Raw genomic sequence first — 22,171 nt, forward strand, 5'->3', positions numbered from 1 at the left:
CTTAAGGTTTATAGTGATACCATGTGTTCTCTTGAATATCCCCGTTTAAATCTTTCATCCGCTTTAACCGGCCATAGCTATCATATTCATAATAGACCGTTTCCCCTTTGGGATCGGTTGAACTGGTGACCTTCGCTTTTGGATTTGTACTGGCCAGCCCGGTCCTGATCTTTTGAAGCTCTGTCCGCATTGCCGCATCACTGGAAGGATTATTGATTACATTGGTATCTACCAGCGCAATAACAGCAGCATAAGTACTACTTTTCACACTAGCGACAATAAACCTCCGCCGGTATCCCCAGACCAGCACTTCTTTGGGTTCACCATCTTTACTTTGCTCTACTACATTACCATTGTCATACTTATTGAACAGCAGCCTGCGCAGGTAACGGCCATCCTTACTGGCAGAACTAATCGTAAAGTTTGCCGGACTAAAATCTGTCAGTCCGGCTGAATTGTTCAAGGCATACACCGTGTCGGCAGCAGGCAAAGCGGACTTGAAAGCAATCAGTTGTGCCTGGGTTACTTTCACTGCCCCTGCCGTATAGCGCTTCACATAAGTCTCTACGGGCTGGGAAACCACGTTTTTGGTCTGAAGGAGTTTCACGCCCTGGGAAAAAGGAACTGAAGTCGCCCCACTAATCGTATAATCATAGGGGTACTTCAAATACGTGACCGTACTGTCACCTGATGAAACGATCTTCGTAATCCTTGAAGCGGTAGGATAAAGCTTATTGTCATAGGCATATTTAGTGACTTCTTTCAGCGTATCGGTACCGTTGAAATAAAGGATAGAATCCCTGCCTGGAACTACATTGTCCTGCCTGGCATCTATTTCGGCCCACCATTGACTTACACCGTGATCCGAACCCGGGGGCATGATTCCAGTCAAATAAGCACTTTTGGTAACCGGTGCATCTGCAGGATTGCTGAAAAGATTGGTCAGCAGATGTACTTCTCTTTTTATTTTCCGGTTATTTCCATCATAATAATCCGCACTTTTCAAGTTCCCTCTCCAGACCGCATTGTCTTTACTTAATAAGCCATCCTCATCCGGCACATATTCATCGGCAAGTACAGAAAACTCCATCACTGTTTTTCTGCCATCATTCATCTTTTCCGTAACATGGTCATAACCTATCGGGCCATTCTTTCCGCTGCCCAGTGGAATCGTATTGTTGTGGTAAATCTTAAAATACCGGCAATACTGCGGGGCGATATTGGTATAGGGCTGGCCATTGACATAAGTCAGGGTCCGGTACTCTCCCACATAAGTCCAGGTGTTGACACATTCATAGGGAATCAGCAGTTTTCCTGAGGTTTTTCCCTGGTAGGTATAGTCATAGCTCTTCTCAAAGAAAGATGCATTGACCGGGCTGGTAAACCTGATCTTTTTGATCCTGATCCCGCCCATATTGTACACATTGGTTATGCCAGGCTTACGGTAAGAGAATTTGTTATCCACTGTAATCAGAGCCCTGATCCCTAAATTATGTACCTCGGTTTCCAGTTTATATCTGCCTGTGGTTAAAAATCGGGTATGGCCTTCTGTAGAAGTTCCGCTGGGTCTGGCTGTAGTAAAAGCCAGGTTAGTGGCTGGGTTACCAATGACAGTAACCGGGTTAAAAGTCCTGGTCTCTACCAGATCGAATACTTTGGTCAGCAGGTTAAATTTATAAAGCCTTACAATTCCTTGCTGCACTGCCGGATCCAGTGTGTTATATAAATTATTCCGGTAACTGGTCAGATCAAGAATTTGATTGGATAACCCAATTGTGGTATTGACAGTGACTGTTTGATCCTGATGGATCATAAACTCATTGCTATGCAAGATTGGCTGGAAACTACCAGACCAGTTGTCGGAGCCTGCCTCCGAACTCCTTAAAGAATCAGGAATAAATACAACGCCGGCAAAATAGATATCAGAGGTAAAATCATGCCCTTCGTATTCAAATTCCGTTAAGCCACCAGTAGGATACGTAATTTTCTGTAAAGAGCCAATCTGCGCATACTTCCAGTCTGCATTACTGTAACTGCTATTACGGTCATTGCTATAAGTCAGAATATCTTTATAGCCATATTTTGGAAAAATACGGTGCCCGCCAAAACCAAAAGGAAAGTCTTCTCCGTTATAATAGCCCCACATATCCGCACCGTTACCTACAATACCGGGCATTGTTCTGCTCATATAACTGCCGTAATAATCAAAAGAATAAGGTCTCTGATCATCAATTTTTACGCTTTTCAACAGCATCTTTTTACTGAGAGAATCGGTGGTGACCGTATCACTATAAGTATAACCAAAACTGGCTTTATGAAGCGTGGTACTACCACTAAAAATCTTCATACTGTCCAGCCTGACCTTATAGACATCGGTACGCCTTGTTTTATCAATATAAAATTTAACCGTATCTGTTTGATAAATGATTTGTTTTAAAAAAAGATTATCCTTACTGAGCGGATTGGCCATTACCCTTTCTGAACCTTGTTGCTCGCAACCAGGGTTTTGGATCCCGACAGGAACTTTCGGTGAATTATTAAAATCAAATACCTGGTCATAATAAATGGTTGGGCCATTGCTGATCCGGTAAGGATTGATCAGGCCAAAAGGTTCATACTTAAATTCTACAGTTTCATTCCTGAAAGGATTGATCGCTTTGGTCAGGTACCAGGTACTGATGTACCAGTGCGGGTCATTGGCCTGGGATTCATATTGTTTAAACTCATAGATCATGCCGTTGGCATCAGTGATTTTAAAATTATCCACAGAAAACTCAACCTTCAGGTTACTGGCTGTTTTCATCATTACAGTCCCCTGGTTGGTAAACATAAAACTTCCGGTATAACCCATGAAATTGTAATAAAACTCGTCGAACTCCATATCAACTTTAGTAAAAGAAAGATCCGAGGCAACGTCTTTATCCATTCTTCCGTCCAGTCCGGTCAGACCTTCATGCCCCGGCAGTCCGATCACATTTTTGTAACCTACATTACTTACGTCAATCCCACTTGGAGATTCCATGCCATCTGGCAAACCACGCACCACGCGCACGATCGCCCCGACAGCATTCAACAGGAAACCAGCACCTACCCAACCCGGGATTTCGCGCACTTTGATCCCGGAAGCATGGTAGGATAAGGAAATCGGAACAGTAAAACTATTACTCTTGAATTCATACAGAGGGATGTTGATTTCAGGAGTTCCGGTAAAATTACCCACAGGCATTTCTACGAACTTGCCCAATGCTTCAGCATTGGGAGAAAGGGGTTGCTGAATGGAATTTAATAGTCCAACCTGTGCAAAACCAGCAGGACCAAACATGATACTAAAAAGAAAGTAGAACAGAGATGATTTGAAAAGCATTTTCATGTCTATTTTAAGTTTAATTGTGAGAACTTAGATTTGAAAAGATATATTCCTATACTATATACAGTATACTTTTACAACACGATCTCCCATACGGATCTTTATTTTTTTTCCACATTTTCTCTTTTGTTTCTATTTTATCAAGATTAGAGCAGAGGAGCCCCAAGATCGTTCCAGCGATGAATAGCTTGTCTTTCCTATCCATATGCCTGTTCAGCTATATTTCTGCACTATACAGATACTAGTCTCCATACCTTTAACGAAGATCAGAAGCTAATTACTGGCTATGTTCTCCAGCAGTTTGAAGCGGGTTTGATACGGGTCGAGGCGTTTCAAACCCGTATCAAACCCGCTTCAAACTGCAACCAGAACCCGTCAAATACCTTGTTGAAATATAATCGTCTCACAATCGAACTAAACGTCTGTGTTGCTAGTGTATGAATTTGTTATTTATGCGAAAACACAGTTAAACCAACATTTAGAAAAGGCTTAAATCATAGATATTTTTGTTCATACTCAAGAATAAAATGCTTTCTGTATTATACAGAATGGAAGGAGAGCTTCCAAAGAAAAAAAATAACCGCATCAAAAGAATTGATGCGGTTATCAGAAAAGTGTTTTTTAGTAAAATCAGTCTTTATTTACAATAAGACCCCTGTTAGGAACATCACCGCCACAGAGAAATAGATAATCAGTCCGGTAACATCAACCAGTGTAGCTACAAAAGGAGCCGATGAAGTTGCAGGGTCAGCACCCAGCTTTTTAAGTAATAACGGTAACATAGAACCTGCAAGAGATCCCCATAATACAACACCAACAAGGGCTACACCTACGGTAACACCTATCAATGCCCAATGGGGTCCATATAAATTAGAGAAGAGTGTCCAGACAAAAATCCTCAGGAAACCTATCGAACCCAGTACAAGCCCCAGCATTAATCCTGAAATAATTTCTCTGCGCATAACACGCCACCAGTCTCCTATCGTAATTTCTCCTAATGCCATCGCCTGAATAATCAGCGTTGAGGCCTGAGAGCCACTATTACCACCACTGGATATAATCAATGGAACAAACATTGCAAGCACAACCGCTTTAGCGATATCCGCCTCAAAATGAGCCATTGCTGTTGCTGTTAACATCTCGCCAAGGAAAAGTACAACCAGCCAGCCAATACGTCTTTTAAACAGCCCGAAAATAGGCATATCAAGATAAGGTTCATCCAGCGCCTGGGTACCCCCTATTTTGTGCATATCTTCTGTATACTCTTCATTCGCAATCCACAAAATATCATCAACAGTTACAATACCAAGCAACACATGATTATCATCTGTTACCGGCAAAGCGACCCTGTTATTCATCCTGAAGACATTAATTGCTTCTTCCTGCGGATCATTTGCATTCAGTGCGATAGATCTGTTATCGGTAAGTTCGCCGACTGGGACTTCAGGATTAGCGAGTAAAATCTCCCTGATCCTGATATCATCCAGTAGAATACCATTTTCATCTATGACGTAGATCACATCAATCGTTTCCGAATCTTTTCCGTATTTTCTGATATGTTCCAGAACCCTTTTAACAGTCCAGTCCGTTTTAACAGCTATATAATCGGGTGTCATTAACCGCCCGACACTATCTTCTTTATAACCAAGCAGAGATAAGGCTTCTACCCTGTCTTTAGCTGGCAATAAAATGATTAATTTCTTTACCGCATCTCCTTTAAGTTCAGAGAACAATGAAGTTCTATCATCAGGAGGCAGCAAATTAATAAGCTGTGCAAGTTTTTCTCCGGGAAGTTTTTTTATGATTTTTTCCTGAGTAGGAAAATCCAGAATTCTAAAAACGTTAACTGCCCTTTTAACAGACAGCGTATCTATGAATTTAACCGCATATTGGGGAAGTTCGTCTATAAGATGTTCAACGTCCGAGATATTAAGCGCGTCTAAATATTCCCTTAACTGTTCATCGCCTTCACGCTCAATTAGTTCAACAACTTCTTCAACAACCTTTTCTTCCATAAATAGCGCTTTTATTATTTACATGTTTCTTTTGCTTTACCAAGATTGCAAAAGTGATGTTTTATTTTTAAAAACGCATTACGTAAACTATAATTAATTGTAATCCTTATCGTTTATAACATCTCCGAATGTCCATTCTACAATCTTTTCCATAGAATGCTGCAATTCATTTTTAGTTTCACTTTGGCTTCCTAAAACAAGATGGTTAGTGCCTGCTACAAGGAGTGTAGAAACTATATTAAAATAAGTAATGCAATTATCAAATCCCTGTTCTTTTGCTGGCTGTAATTTTCTTTTGAGTAAACGGTTACTGCCTGATCTTTTTTTAATGTTTAGATTATAATTAGAAGTATCATTCAATAACGCAGCCTGCATCTGGCAATGATTATAAAAATAACTAAACCTCTCTTTTAAAAGTGTATTGATCAATTGCTGCATAGAAACGGTAGTATCTTCAGATGCAGCGGGCTCTGTCAGATTGTTTGTCCAAAAGTTATTTTCTACTACGCAAGATTTCACTAGTTCATTGAAATCTCCAAAATAGCGGTATATAAGGATTTTTGAAACCCCTGCTAATTTAGCCACTTTATTAACACCCAATCCGCTAAAGCCATCCTTTTTAAGGATCACACCTACTGCATCTAATAACTTTCTTTTTGTATTTTCTTTGTTTTTCATAGGTCGGATATTATTTTCATGATTCAATCCCGCTTCATCATAAATAAATGAAATGTGCATGAGCGTAGCAATTTGCATACTCATGCAGTTCCATTTATTGTTCTTCATCAGTATTTATATAACCAGGCGAGTTATTAATTCATGCGGATATTACAAAGATTTGTCGCAATAGCTGTGCAATTGATTTAGCTGCTTAAATACAAGATATGTGGAAGGCCTATGGAAGGGGAAAATTTTATATAAAGCTGTCCGAATTTTATATAAAATGGCCCTTTTCATCAAAAAGCATCTATCATTACATTAATGCATGTATATTTATGTGCTTTGATTAAGAACTTAAACAATAAAAATAATAGCTTATGGTAATGAGTTGTATTGTTATTGACGACGAACCTCATGCAATTGATGAGTTAAGTGAGTTGATTGCACTGGTGCCTCATCTGAACTTAGTAGAGAGTTTCCCGGATGCCAGGCAGGCAATTGCCTATTTACAGGAAGCGGAACATGTTGATATTATCTTTTCAGATATCAGTATGGCTGTTCTTAACGGAATAGATGCTGCTGAAATACTAAATAATTACTGCCATTTCCTGGTTTATGTTACAGCACACAGAGGTTATGCTCCGGAAGCTTTTCAAGCTAGGGCTGATGGCTACCTGCTTAAACCTGTGAGTTATGTTTCTTTCACTCAGAAAGCTGAAGATCTGACGCTTAAGCATCAGGATATTATCAAACTGCAGAGAGACGAGCAGCAGTTCCTGTTTATTAAAGGCGGACAGAAGAGTAGTTTTATCAAGATAAAATATAGTGACATTGTTTACATCGAGGCGATGTTGAATTATATCATGATCCATACCACTACCGGTCATGAAATAACTTATATTGGTCTTAAAGCAATGGAGGATAAATTGCAGATCATGGATATCTTTTTCAGAATCAACAAGTCCATTATTATCTCTTTGAATTATCTGGATCGTGTAGATGGAAATATTGCAAGATTAGCTCCGGGACAGAGTTATCAGATAGGTGACAAGTACAAAAGCGTGTTCCTTGATTTTCTAAGGAAACACACTTTGAAATCTTAAAATTTATATGTTTTCTGGTTTGAATGATGTTGGCCAATTAGGCCCTCCTGACAAACTACTGGTTGGGTCTGCAGGAGGATAGGTTGGACGGCCAATTAATGGTTTCTGATACAAAAACAATATTCTTTTTGACAATGTTATTTTTTTCCTGACCAAGCTCATAATTATATGATTTATAAAATGATATCATAATATAACCGTAAAATTTGATCAAAAGATATTGCTAAAAGGTATGATTACATAGGTTAAAATTTCAAAGTGTGTTTCCTCGATTTTCCAAGGAAACACACTTTGAAATCTTAAGGTTTATATGTTTTCTGGTTTGAATGATGGGGGTGGGAATCCAGATCCTGCCGATAAAGTACTAGTAGGGTCTGCTGGGGGATAAGTTGGACGACCGATTAATGGTTTCTGGTACAAAAACAGCGTTTTTTTTGTCAATGTTAGTTTTTTTCTGGTCAAACTCATGGCTATAATTATTAGTTTATAGCCAATGTTATCCCCAAAAGAAAACCTGTACATTTTTATTATATTACATACTTTAATTATTATATAAAGCCCTATTTATGCTCTTAAAGGAAGTTCGTATCCACATAATATGTTGGGTGATATTTATCTTATATGAGATTAGTATTTTGAAATTAATGAGGCTGGATTATCAGCCTTCAATTACCTATGTTCTTTATTATACACTCAACATTAGTTTATTTTATTTTCATGCTTTAATAGTATTAAAAAGAGGGACAATTAATACTAAAGCAGATTACTGGCGTTTACCAATATTCATTGCATTAGAATTAATAGTTCATTATTGCCTTGCAATATCAATTAGCTGGATATTAATAGAACAGAAATCGGCGATACAATTTAAAACCGTCTTTTCTGTAAAGGCTGTTGCCGGTACTGTTTGGAGAGGCATCTATTTTATCCTATATGCCTCAGCCTATTACCTATTATTCAGCTATAATGATAAAAGGAGAAGAGAACTCGTTCAAACCATAGAAAACGAGCAACTACAAAACAAACTGCTGCGTGCAGAACAAGATTTCCTGCGTGCTCAGATCAACCCTCACTTACTTTTCAATACCTTAAGTTTTATCAAATACGCGGCTAAGAAAAAACCGGAAGAAGCGAACGAAGCCATTATGAGATTATCCAGTATTATGGGATTTGCTTTGGAAAACAACAGCCAAACCATTCTTGTCTCGAAAGAGCTCGAACAGGTGGAAAATATTATCAAGCTGAACCAACTGCGGTTCAATCATACCTTGCACATCAATTACGTTACCCAACTCAATAACGATCAGGTTACAATTATCCCTATCATTTTACTGACCCTGGTAGAAAACATCTTTAAACACGGAAACCTGCTCGACAAAGATTACCCGGCAGAAATCAGGGTAGCATCAATGGATGAATATTTAACTATCCAGACCAGCAACCTACCAAATTATGACAGCAATGTAGAAAGTGGTAAAACCGGACTGGCAAATATTACCTCCCGGTTGGATCAGTTCTATAAAAACAATTACAAATTCAGTCACGAAATGGCCGGAAAATTATTCAAAGTGGAGCTTGTGCTGAAGCTGAAAAACTAGCTAAACCTTTCCGTTAAACCAGTATCTTATTGTTTAATTATTTATTTAAATATCTAAACATTAGTGTATGAAATTAACGATCTCCCCTGTCAGTATCACGCGTACGCCGGTATTTTCTCATGCAGAAGAACTGTGTAACGTCTGGGATGAACTTAAAGACTATATCCAAGAGTCTTCCCCCTCCTTTTTTGAAATGATCAGAGCACATGAGTATTCCGATCTGAAAACTCTCGATCCAAAAATCAAATTTACCATCTGGAAGTATTTTAACCGTGCAAAATTCAGGGCTACGCCTTACGGGAATTTCGCAGCATTTTCGATCATTCCTATTGATCATGAAAACAGTAATGAACCAGTAACGTTGTCTAAAAAACATATTGTCCATCGTTTTATCAATTGGCAGGAAAAGGAACACTTCAATACTGATCCCAAATGGTTAATCAACCAGGCGCGTTTCCTCACCACCAATACCACCGCCTATATTGGAGGTGGAGAGTTACGCTACTTAAATATCGAGAATGGCTCCTTTGAATTATCAGCCATTGATGCGGAAGAAACCACGCAGCTGACCCTGGATTTTTGCCGCACCAAACGTACGGTGGAAGAGATACAAAATTTCCTGCGCACTGAGTATAATTTAAGCAAGGCAATGACGACCTACTTTTTAGAGCAGCTTGTTACTTTTCAGCTTTTAATCACCAATTTTCAACCAAACATTATCGGCCCGGATTACTATGGCCGGATTGGCTATGCACAGCAAGAAAAGAAAAACGATTACATTATTTCAGAAAGAAAAAGGATAAAAGGCCAGCTATCGGAAAGGAGGCTTCAGGTACTGGCAGAATTAACTGATTTTCTTTCTAAACATACAGAGCCAAGTAAAAATGCTTCTCTGGATGATTTCAGAAATAATTTCGTTAAAAAGTTTGAACACAAAGAAGTTCCGCTCCAGATTGCCCTTGACCCCGAAATTGGTATTGGCTACCGGTCGATGAACCTGAACAAAGATGAAGGTCAGCTCATTCAGGATTTAAAAAAGAACAGAGCCTATAAACAGATAAACCAAATTGCCTATACGCCTTTATATCAGTTTATGCTGAATCAAATGATACAACATCAAACCATTCAGTTATACGATTTTAAGGAACAGGGAACAAATTCACCGCAGCCCGTTGCCAATACAATCAGCGTCTTGCTGCAATGCACAGAAGATTATATCATCATAGAAAATATTGGCGGATGTACAGCAAATTCGCTTTTAGGGAGATTTTCTTTGGCCAGTGAAGAAATTACTGCAATAGGTCACCGGTTTGTTCAAATTGAACAGCAGGCTAATCCAGAAATCCTATTTTTTGATATCGGCTATCAGCTAGAAAAGCACGCAGATAATATCAACCGGAGAAAGGCCATTTATAATTACGAATTACCCATTTTAAGCTGGCCTGAAAGCAAACATATTTTAGCGCTCAATGATATTATGGTCAGTGTAAGAGGTGAAGAATTAATACTTCATTCCGTAAAATATGGTAAACGGCTCATCCCGAAATTAGCTTCCGCTTATAATTATGGCCGTTCAGATCTGGCGGTTTACCGCTTTCTTTCCGACTTACAACATCAGGGCCTGCATTCTAGTCTGAGTATCAATCTCTCTACTATATTTCCAGGTCTGATACATTACCCAAGGGTACAATATAAAAATGTAATTCTATGCCCTGAAAAATGGCTGGTCCCTAAATCTATCAGTCAGGAAACCAATACAAATAATTCATTAAATGAACTATACAATTGGCTGAGCACAATTAATTTAAAAAAGTCTTTTAAAGGTGGGGATGGTGATCAAACCTTAGTTTTTAATCCCCAGATACAGGAAGATATGAGTTCATTTGTACTCTTCTGCAAGAATAAAACAGACTTATATATTGAAGAAGCTTTTATTCCTGCGATGTCACAGGTCATTGATGAAAACAACGCCCCCTATTTACCAGAATTCATCATCAACCTGGAACACACAGCACAACTTTACCGGCCTTATCCATTGAGAGGTACCTGGAATAATGAACAATATTTTTCTAATTTATATTTACCGGGAGAAGAATGGCTTTATTTTGAAATCTACTGTCACGCTACTAAATCCAACGCTATTCTTCTGGAAATTAAGAAGCAATTCATTCATCCTTTAAGGAACAAGCTAAAGAAATGGTTCTTTATCCGGTATAATGATCCCGCCGATCATATTCGCTTAAGATTTCAATTGAAGGAAGTTAAAGATGGATATGAACTCACAGCTAGTCTTTCCCGCTTGATTGCACCTTATATCACTTCCGGGACTGTAGCAGATCTCCAACTTAAAACCTACCGGCAGGAGACCGAAAGATATGGCTTGAAAAGAATGGACCTGGTAGAAAAATGTTTCGGGGCAGATAGTGATTACATATTAGCGATTATTGCCAAACCTGTTGAAATTAATGATCTCTATATTCTATCTATCAGTTTAATTGAAAACGTGATGCAGAATGCGATATATACACTGGGAGAACAGCTGCAATTCGCAGAAAGGATGCATAGTAGCTTTGCCGCTGAATTTAATATCCAGTCTGATGCGACCAAAAAGATTAATCAGAGTTATAAAGACTTTAATTTTGACGGGCTGACTATAGTGCTAACAAAATTACAACAGAAAAAAGCTGCACAGACGGAACAAGCTTTTTTAAATAGTTTAAAGGCATGCCTGGAAACCGAAAAAAATAACATGCTCTCAGATTTATTCCATATGCACGTCAACAGGATTTTTCATGATAACCAGCGTATGCATGAGATGATTGTCTATAATTTCCTGACTAAACGTATCAAGATGAAAATTGGCAGGTTACAGAATAAAAGTTTGCCCCAGCCTGTATAATTTATACAGCAATTATGCTAGACGACTCAAAAGCAATAAGTTCTGTCAAAAAATAATTTAAAAAACAAGCTATGCATTGAACAAAATTACTATTTTTACAGCAGTGGTAACATGAGTGTTTTCTCTGTAAATTCAAATGAAGCTCTATTAATAGATAATCTATGAAACCTTCAATTAAAAATTATTATAACGCTCCTTCAGTATTGGTTAAAAGCCTTGAAGCTATCGAAAGCTTTCAATCTGCACACAAGGTTTTTCTTAAAAAAAACACAGAAGATTCCAGAAAATCAATGGCCCAATCATTGCAAACAGTCAAGCAATTGCAAGATGAGTTATCTGCTCCTGATGAATCTGCCGACGATATCAGGGTAGCTTTTTTAAAGCAGGTCATTGCACTGGAACAAAATATTGATTATATTCATAAAGATGGGCTTTATCCCGACTTATACAGAGATAGCGAGTCTTCTTTCAGGCTGCTTAAAGATATTGTGGATAGTTTCAAAATATCATTGTTATCTAAAGGGGAATCTTATCCATTTGTAGAACTCTCTACGAGTAATAACGAATGGAAAGATCATGGTGTAGTCGCTTTTTGCAGGGATGTAAAGAATAACCTCAATCCTATAAAATTTAGGAGCCTATGGGATGCGTTGCAATGTTACGAGAAGAATAAAACACAGCTCACTTATACTTTTGAGATTTTATCAATTACAGGAAATCTGGGCAAACAATCTTAAATACAACAAACACACCGATACCAGGCTATTCAATTTTTATAGAATAGTCTGGTTATTTCAATTGCCTGCCTTTAATAATTTTCTTAAGATCAATTCCTTTCCCTAATACTGGTTTAAAAATATCACCCGTTTCTTTGACTCTGGATAAAGCATTGGAAATTGTAAAGTCTTTCATTTCCAACCCCTTTTTCACTTCGTCCCAATGTAATGGCATAGAAACCGTAGCGCCAGGTTTAGGGCGCAGAGAATATGGAGCAGCAATAGTGGCCTGAGGACGGTTCTGCAAAAAGTCAAGGTACATTTTCCCCTTCCGTTTGGAAACAGCACGCTCCAGACTTGTATATGCAGGTATCTCCCGGTTAACCAGCGTAACAATGATCCTCGCAAACTCCTTACTCTGCTCATAAGTGTATTTGTTGCCTAAAGGAATATAGACATGCAGCCCGGTAGAGCCACTGGTTTTACAATAGCAGGGTACACCCATATCATCCAGCACAGCCTTGGTTACCTGTGCTGCTTCGATTACCTGCTGGAAAGAATTCTTATCCGGATCAAGGTCAATAATACACCAGGTCGGATAATCGGGTTTTTTAATGGTACTGCTCCAGGGATGAACTTCAATACAGCCAAGGCCTGCGGAGTACAATAACGTGGCTTTATCTTCCCCTAGCATAAAATGCTTATCTGAATCATCCCCCTCAGCATGATAAAGGTAAGTTTTAACCCAATCAGGGACTTTTCCAGTCACATCTTTCTGATAGAAACTTTCTCCGGTAATTCCGTTTGGATAACGGTTTAAGGACAAAGGCCGGTCTTTCATATACGGCAATATAAAGGATGACATCTGCTCATAATAATTAATCAGGTCACGTTTGGTGAATTGTTCAACTGGCCAGAATATCTTATTCAAATTGGTAAATTCCAGGGAATGTCCGTTTACTTTTTTTACCTGGGTTTCTTCTTTTGGATTCAGCAATTGTTTCATTCCGTTCAGCTTAGTTAAATCATCATCAGTACCAGCCAAAATAGCTGATGTATCTGCTTCTTTTTCAAGGACAACTTCTTTAGCGTCTTTATCTTCCCGCATTCCTGCAAAAGATGGGTGCCGCATTACACCATCAGTAGTCATTTCCGCAAAATTAACTTCACAGATCATTTCTGGTTTCAGCCAGAATGCCTTCGCCTTACCCAAACCAGCTCTGAATGGATTGGCTTTATTATAAGCTGGTTTCTCAGTGAATGCTGGTTCAGCAATAAGCAATGGTTCAAAACGAGCCAACAATTCTTGCTGCATTTCCATACTAAATCCTGTACCAATTTTTCCCGTATAAATAAATTTACCACCTTCAAACAAGCCAACCAATAATGAACTAAAAGGTTTACTCGTGCCTGCATTCTTCGTATATCCGCCAATAACTACTTCCTGACGCTTACTTGCTTTGATTTTAAGCCAATCATTGGTGCGCTCGCCAGCAACATATAAACTATCTTTTCTTTTGGCCATAATACCTTCCAGTCCAGCCTTTTTTGCAGCAGCCAGAAATTCTATGCCTGAGGTTTCGAAACCCTTACTAAGCCTCACAGGAGAATTTTCAGGAATCAGCTGAGCAAGTATAGCCTTTCTTTGCATCAAAGATAAAACGGTAAGATCATGCCCATCATACCATAAAATATCAAAAACATAATATAGCAACTCTCCATTTTGATCGCTGTGCCAGTTCTGTAAATCCCCGAAACTAGCCTTTCCTTTTTTGTCAACGGAAACGACCTCACCATCTACAATTGCATTGACATTCCATTCTAGTAGCGCCTGATAAATCGGGTAAAACTTTTCCTGGAAAGATTTATTGTTCCTGGACTTGAATTCTACGCTTCCTTTATTCATTAAAGCCACCGCCCGGTAACCATCCCATTTCACTTCATACAACCAGCCCTCTTTGTCAAATGCCTCATCTACCAAGGTAGCCAGCATAGGTTTTACCTGATCGTAAAAAGGGGTTTTCACGATTTTATTCTGTTTAGGTTTAACAGCTTCAGCCAGCTTGGATTTAACAGCTTCAGCCTCCGGTTTAACGGCGTCAGGCTGCTTAGGTTTAATCGTTTTTTTTCCATAAACCTGAACAGGTTTCTTCGCCATTTGCTCAATAGTCTTTTTGGAGATTACCGATTTATCCTTCAGCAAAATATCGTCACTTTTGGCATATTTATCTTTATGCTTAATTAAAAGCCAGCTATTCTCCCCCATTCCATGGGTCCTGACCAGCGCAAAAGAACCTTTCAGCTTTTTGCCATGCAAGGTGAAACTAATTTTACCACTATGCAGCTGGTGTCTCAGGTTTCGATCCTGATCTTCAATAGTCCCATCTACGGGCTCGTCCGGCTCATAAGTTCCCTCATCCCAGACAATAACAGTTCCTCCACCATATTCCCCTTTAGGAATAAGACCTTCAAAATCTTTATAGTCGTAAGGATGGTCCTCAACCATCATGGCAAGCCGCTTCACTTCTGGATCTGTGGAAGGTCCTTTTGGAACGGCCCAGCTTTTCAATACCCCACCCATCTCCAGTCTGAAATCATAATGAAGATGTGAAGCATCGTGTTTCTGAATGACAAAGCGCAATTCTTTTCCACTTCCTTTCCCCCCTTTAGGTTCAGGAGTCTGCGCAAAAGATCGTTTCTTTTTATAGGCTGTTAAACTCATCACAAAGGTTTTAAATGACAATCTGGTTCCGGATGATAACAACAAGAAAGATTCAAAGTTTTCAGGAAGAGAAAACAAAAGAAATGGCGCGTTGTTAAATTAATAATTAAAGCATTTAGGATGAGATCACTTTGGAATGGAGCTATTGGATTTGGACTGGTAAATATCCCGGTTAAACTTTTCTCTGCCGTACAGCAGAGTCAGCTGGATTTAGACATGCTGGACAGTAAAGATCATTCCAGGATTAAATTTCAACGGATCAATGAAAAGACAAGAAAAGAAGTTCCTTTTGATAAAATTGTAAAAGGATATCTGCTGAATGAGAATTATGTAGTACTCGATGAGCAGGATTTTGAAGATGCAGCTCCAGATAAAAACAAAATGATCTCCCTGGAGAATTTTGTGGATTTGAAGGAAATCAATCCCATTTATTATGAGACTTCCTATTATGCCCAACCCGAGAAACAGGGTAAAAAAGCTTATGCCTTGCTATTGAAAGCTTTGGTGAAGTCTAAAAAAGCTGGTGTAGCCAGATTTGTGCTGAGGAATACAGAGAATTTATGTATCATCCATCCACTAAATGAGGTTCTGGTAGTCACAAAGATCAGGTTTGCTGAAGAAATAAGATCTGGCGAAGAGCTGAAAATACCTGAGACTGATACCATCACAAAAAAAGAACTTGAAGTGGGCATGGCGCTGATTAAACAATATAGTTCAGCATTTGATATCAGGGGTTTCAAAGATGAATACAGTAAAGAACTTTTGAAAATTATCAAGGCGAAAGCCAAAGGCAAAAGAGCTACTGTTAAAAAATTGAAACCCCGTGAAAGTAGTAATGATGATCTGTACAGCCAGCTGATGCAAAGCCTGGAAGGCAGAAAAGGAGCTTAACAGGCAGCTGCCCTTTCCTCTAGATAGAATAGCAAACAATACCATATTTACCAGGGGGAACCTTTGCCTGAAATAAGCAAGTACATTTTTACTTTCAATTTCTGAATTATTAAGATGAATAATAAGCTATTGATGTAAAGTTAATTTTGGGAGCCGGGCATAAAATGTAGAAACTGATATTTCAAATGTTGTTTTTGATATTGCTAACAATTTATTTCGTGCGATTCAAACAAATTGAGCGTCTATTTTTCAGGAGAATTCAGAATAAATGAATCAAATTTATATATTTGCCGAAATGTTCCTGTAGTTCAATGGATAGAATTTTGGTTTCCGGTACCAACGATGGGGGTTCGAATCCCTTCGGGAACACAGTATTTTGATTTCAAAAGCCTAATAATCTGATTATTAGGCTTTTTTATTTGTGTTTTTGCCGTTTTCAGCTTTAGAACACTCTAATTACGATTTTTATAAATCGCAGACGAGGCAGGAGAAAGGCTGATTAAGAAATACCTTTCCTAAATTATAGATAAGATGAATACTTAAGATCGTAAATATGAGTATCGCAAGAGATAAAAAAAGAGAAGACTTCGATGTGACTATCGCCCCGAGTGATGGGCACAAATGGAGCAAAGAAGAAAAGGCTTTGATGGAAGAGCGGGCACAATTGCTTCACAGCAAGCGCTCACCGGAACGCATCATACGAAATCAGATGCTGGCGGTGCTTTACCGCATGGAAGAATATGTGCAAAATGATAAGATAATATTGGAGGAAAGAATGACTATTGAAGATTTTGTCATGACTTTCTGCTCGGTTCTTGGTCTGGGTAAGACCCAGTTTGCTACTTATCTTGATACCGATGTTTCAAACCTGAACAAGTACCTTAAAGGACAGCGTTCCTTCAATAAAGATTTAGCAATGAAGCTGTCTAATTTTTTTCATATTCCTATTGATCTCTGGCTGCAAGTTCAGCTTAAAAATGATCTGATCGCTTTCCATGAAGAGGAAAAATTAGCAGAGAAATATAGCAAATATGATTACGAGAAAGTTTTAAAAATGGCCTGAAAGGGCCATTTCTTCTTTCCTCCCTTCCAACAGATACCTGATACCTATGATAAAGTCCTTTAAATTATTCTAATAGGGGTATTAAAGGATATTCACTACTCCACGATAAAACTTGAATCTTCCAAATATTTCAGGTAACAAAACCAACGAATGTTACCACTTTTCAGTTAAAAACCTCGATTTATCAGCATAAATATCAATTATTTAGCGCATTCACGTAAGGAAAACGGGTGTTGGTGTAATAATGAAATGATAAGTCAATGGATAAGCTTAATATTGAATTGTGAATCATCTACCTATGAACACACACAACAGTAATGTATATATTTTACACTACAAAAAAACCAGCCTTCCAGCTGGTTTTTTGTGTTTACAGGAAGAACTAAACTACTTTGTCAGAATGCGTTGACGATTAACTGGATCGCTCCATATTTGTGCTCCGGGCTAAACATTGCAGTTGCTGCGATTGGCATATGATGCGTAAAAACTACCAGGTCTTTATTTAAGGTAACCCCTGCATTGACCACATTCGGCTTAGAACCATAAAAGTTCTCGTCTCTGCCAAATGCAAATCCGCCACCTGCAAAAAGATGAACATTGGTTCCTCCTTCTTTCCAGACCCTATAATCAAGTACCACATAATTGGAATAATTATTTGCCAGCTCTCCATTACTCTTTACATGCGTATCCCTGCCCTGTACAATTGTACTCCAGTTAATACTGATCGGGAAAGCATCTCCGAATTGATATCCGGCAGTTACATCGATAAAGTGTGAAGTAGTAGCTCTTTTATAATCAAACAGGTTAGCGTCAGGGAAATCCGTTACATTGTTAATGTCCCAGACCGAGAAGTTAAAACCTTTTTTAACATAACTCACATAATAATCAAATTCCTTGTACTCCCCGTTAAAACCTGCCCCGCCCCAAAAACCAGCAGAGAAACTTCCGTCCTTAGTGGTATAGTGCATATCCACATCAGTGATCGGGCTATTTGAAACTTTAAATCCGCGCCATAAGTATAGATTACGTACTTGAAGGTTCACATTAAAGGGTTTATATTTTTTTACTGCGACTGTGTCAGTTTTTGGCGTTGTCAGATCCTGAGCCTCCGCAGAAACGCAAAGGCATAGCCCTAGTATAGCCCAAAGGCTACCTTTATAAATAGTTTTCATAACAATCTGTTTAAGAAATTCTGTTTTGTTTAACTGCTGATTAGTGAAGTTGTAAGTACAGAAAAGCTGCTATCGCTGCCCCCGCAATCGGGCCTAAAATAGGAATCCAGGCATAAGTCCAGTCACTGGTGCCTTTGCCTTTGATAGGCACCAAAGCATGAATAATCCTGGGTGCCAAATCACGTGCCGGGTTAATTGCATATCCGGTTGTCCCTCCCAGGGAAAGCCCAATTACCCAAACCAGAAAAGCAACAGGAACAGCTCCGACAGAGCCCAAACCAACAGGGACCTTAGTCGGTGTAATTTCAGCTCCGGTGATATAAAAAACCGTAAATACCAATACAAATGCACCGATAATTTCACTGGTTATATTTGAAGTGTAATTACGGATCGCCGGGCCGGTACAAAAACAGGCCAGCACGGCTGCAGGATCATTATCCTTGTTAAAATGGTCTTTATACATGACCCAAACCAGGAATGCGCCCATCCCCGCTCCTATTAATTGTGCAGCGATGTAAGGGAGCACACTTGCCCAGGCGAATTTTCCAGCTATCGCAAGACCGATAGTAACTGCAGGGTTTAAATGTGCACCACTGTAAGGGCCAGCAACTGTTACGCCGACAAAAACTGCCAGTCCCCAAGCAGTGGTAATGACCATCCACCCGCTATTATTTCCTTTGGTATCATTTAATACGACGTTGGCTACTACGCCATCGCCTAAAAGTATAAGTAACATTGTACCTATAAGTTCTGCTATGAATGGAGTCATTCTGGTAAAATTAAGGATGAATAATTAGTTTGAATCTGTATCAGGTAACTCTTCATTCCAGCTTTGTGCGGCATGAATTGCTCTTTTCCAATCCTTAATCCCCTTTTTGATCACCGTTTGATCTCCTGTAGGAACAAACTCTTTTTCAGACTTCCATAACTGCTGAATCTCTTCAACGCTATCCCAGAAACCAACCGCTAATCCTGCTAAATATGCAGCACCCAAGGCCGTAGTTTCTACAACATTCGGACGGATCACTTTACAGTTCAGTAAATCGGACTGAAATTGCATCAGCAAATCATTCGCTGTTGCCCCGCCATCCACTCTCAATTCTTTGATTTCCATTCCCGCATCAGCTTCCATCGCTTTTAAAACATCTCTGGTCTGATAGGCTATAGATTCAAGTGCAGCAAGCGCTATATGTGCAGACGTACTCCCTCTGCTCAACCCTACAATTGTACCTCTGGCATCAGGTTTCCAGTAAGGTGCACCCAGACCAGCAAAGGCAGGTACAAAATAAACACCTTGCGTATCTTTAACACTTGCAGCAAGATTCTCTACGTCAGCAGATTTTTTAATCACGCCTAAACCATCACGAAGCCATTGTACTACAGCCCCTCCGATAAAAATACTTCCTTCAAAGGCATATTGTATTTTACCGTTAATTTTCCAGGCTACAGTAGTTAATAAGTTATTTTTTGATTCCATGAATTTATCACCAATGTTCATCAGCATAAAACAGCCGGTACCATAAGTGTTTTTAACCATGGCTTTTTCAATACACATCTGTCCGAAAAGTGCAGCATGCTGATCTCCTGCAATTCCGGCGATTGGTATTTTTGAAGCGAAAATAGTAGTCGTTGTTTCTCCATAGATTTCGCTGGACTGCTTAACCTCAGGAAGCATACTTTTAGGGATATCCAGCATTTCCAACAGTTCATCATCCCATTGCTCCGTACGGATGTTAAACAACATGGTACGGCTTGCATTGGTAATATCAGTTACGTGTACATGGCCCCTTGTAAATTTCCAGACCAGCCAGCTATCTACCGTTCCAAATGCCAGTTCTCCTTTATTTGCCCTGTCCCGGGCCCCTTCTACGTTATCAAGAATCCATTTTATTTTAGTACCTGAAAAATAAGAGTCAATTACCAATCCCGTTTTAGCACGGACCATATCAGTTTTACCCTCTTTTTTAAGCTGATCACAGAATTGTGCAGTACGTCTGTCTTGCCAGACAATCGCATTGTAAACAGGATCACCTGTTGCACGGTCCCAGACAATTGTAGTTTCACGCTGATTCGTAATCCCGATTGCTTTAATATTAGAACCATTGATCCCCATTTTCACCGTTGCTTCTGCCGCTACACTGGCCTGGGTAGACCAAATCTCATTCGGGTCATGCTCTACCCATCCTGATTGTGGAAAAATCTGGGTAAATTCCTTCTGTGCAGTTGATTTAATTTGTCCTTTATGATCAAAAATAATTGCACGAGAGCTCGTTGTGCCCTGGTCCAGAGCCAAAATGTAATCTTCCATAACTTTATTGATTTATATTGGTTTAATTGACGCTGAATTATTCTATTCAGGCGTATAAGGTTCTAATAAATAAGATTGAGCGAGTTTTCTGAAGGTTTTTACCTGCTCATTTTCCCAGGCTTCATCATACTGAAGTTCTGTCGCTACCAGTTTAGCTACAGCAGGGGCCATATCAATCGCAGCACGTGCATCCAAGAATAACGCTCTCACCCTTCTGGCTAAAATATCCTCTACAGTACGGGCCATTTCATATCGGACACCCCAGATTACTTCGGCTTGAAGATAAGGTAAACGCGCATGCAGCTTTTCTTTCCAGGCTGGGTTTTCATCGCCTAAAGCTAATACCCCTGCCTCATCACTTCCGTAAACATATAAGTGATCATTGCGGTTTACATTTGCTTTACTACCGTGGATAGAAAGCTCTTTTGTTTTTGTAGGACGGGCTGGTAATTTACCAACTTCTATTGCTTTATTAATGGTGTCCTCCCCCATCCTGCGGTAAGTTGTCCACTTCCCACCGGTAATTGTAATCAGTCCCGATGTAGTGACGATCAGTTTATGACTTCTTGAAATTTCTTTTGTTTTAGAGGAACCATCTTCTGGGGCTGCTAAAGGACGTAAACCTGCAAATACACTCAGCACATCTTTACGCGTAGGCGCTTTAACCAGATATTTTGCCGCTGTACGCATAATAAATTCGATCTCCTCTTCTAACGCTACCGGCTCCAGGCTATGCTGGTCTAATGGCGTGTCTGTAGTTCCTACTACTAATTTATCATGCCATGGCACCACGAATAAAACCCTGCCGTCATCCGTTTTAGGGATCATGATCGCATCCTCGCCAGGCATAAATGAACGCTCAATGACCAGATGTACACCCTGGCTTGATCTGACCAATGGCTTTTTACCCGGTTTATCCATTTGTAAAAGATCATCTACAAATACTCCGGTCGCATTAATCACCGTTTTACCTTTCAGCTGATAGGTAATGTCCGATTCTATATCAGTCGCCACTACACCAGCTACTTTATCCTGCGCATCTTTAATTAAGCTTGTGACCCGGATATAATTTAAGATCGTAGCCCCTTGTTCCAGACTGGTCTGTGCAAGATTCACCGCAAGACGGGAATCATCAAATTGTCCGTCATGGTAAACTACACCTCCATATAAATGGTCAGGCTGTATAGTAGCAAGTTTGCTGATTACCTCTTTCTTAGAAATATGCCTGGCACGGCCGAAGCCCAGTTTACCAGCAAGCAAATCATATAATGTTAATCCTATCGTATAAAAAGCACCACCCCACCATTCATAATTCGGAATAATGAAAGATTCATTTTTCACTAAGTGAGCTGCATTTTTCAAAAGCAAACCACGCTCATATAACGCCTCTCTAACCAGTCCGATATCGCCTTGCGCTAAATAACGCACACCTCCATGGACTAATTTAGTACTCCGGCTGGATGTCCCTTTTGCAAAATCAGCCTGTTCTAACAATAAGGTCTGGTAACCCCGGCTGGCTGCATCAAGCGCAGCACCTAAACCTGTTGCACCACCACCAACTACAATGACATCCCAAACCTTTTCCGGATCAACAATATTTCCTATGAGTTCTTTTCTACTTGTATTCATGTGTAATGGCCTCCTTATCATAGCTAAC

The 22,171-nt window shown here is 39.5% G+C and carries 14 protein-coding genes and 1 tRNA gene; 7 read left to right on the forward strand and 8 right to left on the reverse strand.

The window, feature by feature from the left end:
* Position 1 precedes the first annotated feature (1 nt).
* The 3 genes from AY601_RS15820 to AY601_RS15830 form a co-directional block, all read right to left on the reverse strand.
* Positions 2-3,370 carry an RHS repeat domain-containing protein gene (locus AY601_RS15820; RefSeq protein ID WP_157287962.1) on the reverse strand — a complete coding sequence of 1,123 codons (3,369 nt, stop codon included), beginning with the start codon at positions 3,368-3,370 and terminating at the stop codon, positions 2-4.
* A gap of 638 nt (positions 3,371-4,008) precedes the next feature.
* Positions 4,009-5,382: a magnesium transporter gene (gene mgtE, locus AY601_RS15825; RefSeq protein WP_068402803.1), complete on the reverse strand. Its 1,374-nt coding sequence runs from the start codon at positions 5,380-5,382 to the stop codon at positions 4,009-4,011.
* Positions 5,383-5,475: 93 nt separating this feature from the next.
* A complete protein-coding gene (locus AY601_RS15830; RefSeq protein ID WP_068402805.1) occupies positions 5,476-6,168 on the reverse strand; it encodes a TetR/AcrR family transcriptional regulator in 693 nt (230 codons plus the stop codon).
* Positions 6,169-6,425: 257 nt separating this feature from the next.
* On the opposite strand from AY601_RS15830, the gene AY601_RS15835 reads away from it, so the two are divergent.
* The 4 genes from AY601_RS15835 (at position 6,426) to AY601_RS15850 (ending at position 12,379) form a co-directional block, all read left to right on the forward strand.
* Positions 6,426-7,145 (forward strand): LytR/AlgR family response regulator transcription factor, encoded by a 720-nt coding sequence (locus AY601_RS15835; RefSeq protein ID WP_198163539.1) that lies wholly within the window; start codon positions 6,426-6,428, stop codon positions 7,143-7,145.
* Positions 7,146-7,750: 605 nt separating this feature from the next.
* The gene (locus AY601_RS15840) at positions 7,751-8,743 is read left to right on the forward strand and encodes a sensor histidine kinase (RefSeq protein WP_198163540.1); all 993 of its coding nucleotides are present in this window, start codon (positions 7,751-7,753) and stop codon (positions 8,741-8,743) included.
* Between the two features lie 67 nt (positions 8,744-8,810).
* Positions 8,811-11,642 carry a lantibiotic dehydratase gene (locus AY601_RS15845; RefSeq protein ID WP_068402812.1) on the forward strand — a complete coding sequence of 944 codons (2,832 nt, stop codon included), beginning with the start codon at positions 8,811-8,813 and terminating at the stop codon, positions 11,640-11,642.
* A 161-nt stretch (positions 11,643-11,803) separates the two neighbouring features.
* A complete protein-coding gene (locus tag AY601_RS15850; RefSeq protein ID WP_068402813.1) occupies positions 11,804-12,379 on the forward strand; it encodes a hypothetical protein in 576 nt (191 codons plus the stop codon).
* 52 nt (positions 12,380-12,431) lie between these two features.
* Here the strand turns inward: AY601_RS15850 and ligD are convergent, their stop codons facing one another.
* Complete coding sequence (gene ligD / locus AY601_RS15855; RefSeq protein WP_068402816.1) at positions 12,432-15,080, reverse strand: DNA ligase D; 2,649 nt, start codon at positions 15,078-15,080, stop codon at positions 12,432-12,434.
* Positions 15,081-15,200: 120 nt separating this feature from the next.
* On the opposite strand from ligD, the gene AY601_RS15860 reads away from it, so the two are divergent.
* The 3 genes from AY601_RS15860 to AY601_RS15870 all read left to right on the forward strand — a co-directional run bounded on the left by AY601_RS15860 (position 15,201) and on the right by AY601_RS15870 (position 17,034).
* Positions 15,201-15,971, forward strand: a complete 771-nt coding sequence (locus AY601_RS15860; RefSeq protein ID WP_068402818.1) for a Ku protein — start codon at positions 15,201-15,203, stop codon at positions 15,969-15,971.
* Positions 15,972-16,268: 297 nt separating this feature from the next.
* Positions 16,269-16,340 (forward strand) — tRNA-Arg (locus tag AY601_RS15865).
* A gap of 184 nt (positions 16,341-16,524) precedes the next feature.
* Complete coding sequence (locus AY601_RS15870; protein ID WP_068402819.1) at positions 16,525-17,034, forward strand: helix-turn-helix transcriptional regulator; 510 nt, start codon at positions 16,525-16,527, stop codon at positions 17,032-17,034.
* Positions 17,035-17,429: 395 nt separating this feature from the next.
* Here AY601_RS15870 and AY601_RS15875 read toward each other — a convergent pair whose 3' ends face one another.
* Genes AY601_RS15875 through AY601_RS15890 form a run of 4 tightly spaced genes read right to left on the reverse strand, consistent with a single transcriptional unit; the run spans position 17,430 to position 22,143 of the window.
* Positions 17,430-18,206, reverse strand: a complete 777-nt coding sequence (locus AY601_RS15875) for a hypothetical protein (RefSeq protein WP_068402820.1) — start codon at positions 18,204-18,206, stop codon at positions 17,430-17,432.
* Between the two features lie 40 nt (positions 18,207-18,246).
* Positions 18,247-18,975 (reverse strand): MIP/aquaporin family protein, encoded by a 729-nt coding sequence (locus AY601_RS15880; RefSeq protein WP_068402821.1) that lies wholly within the window; start codon positions 18,973-18,975, stop codon positions 18,247-18,249.
* A 24-nt stretch (positions 18,976-18,999) separates the two neighbouring features.
* Entirely contained in the window at positions 19,000-20,514 is a 1,515-nt protein-coding gene (gene glpK, locus AY601_RS15885) for a glycerol kinase GlpK (RefSeq protein WP_068402823.1), read from the reverse strand.
* Between the two features lie 42 nt (positions 20,515-20,556).
* Complete coding sequence (locus tag AY601_RS15890; protein ID WP_068402825.1) at positions 20,557-22,143, reverse strand: glycerol-3-phosphate dehydrogenase/oxidase; 1,587 nt, start codon at positions 22,141-22,143, stop codon at positions 20,557-20,559.
* Positions 22,144-22,171: the final 28 nt, after the last annotated feature.

It is taken from the genome of Pedobacter cryoconitis (genome assembly GCF_001590605.1).
Lineage (GTDB): Bacteria > Bacteroidota > Bacteroidia > Sphingobacteriales > Sphingobacteriaceae > Pedobacter > Pedobacter cryoconitis_A.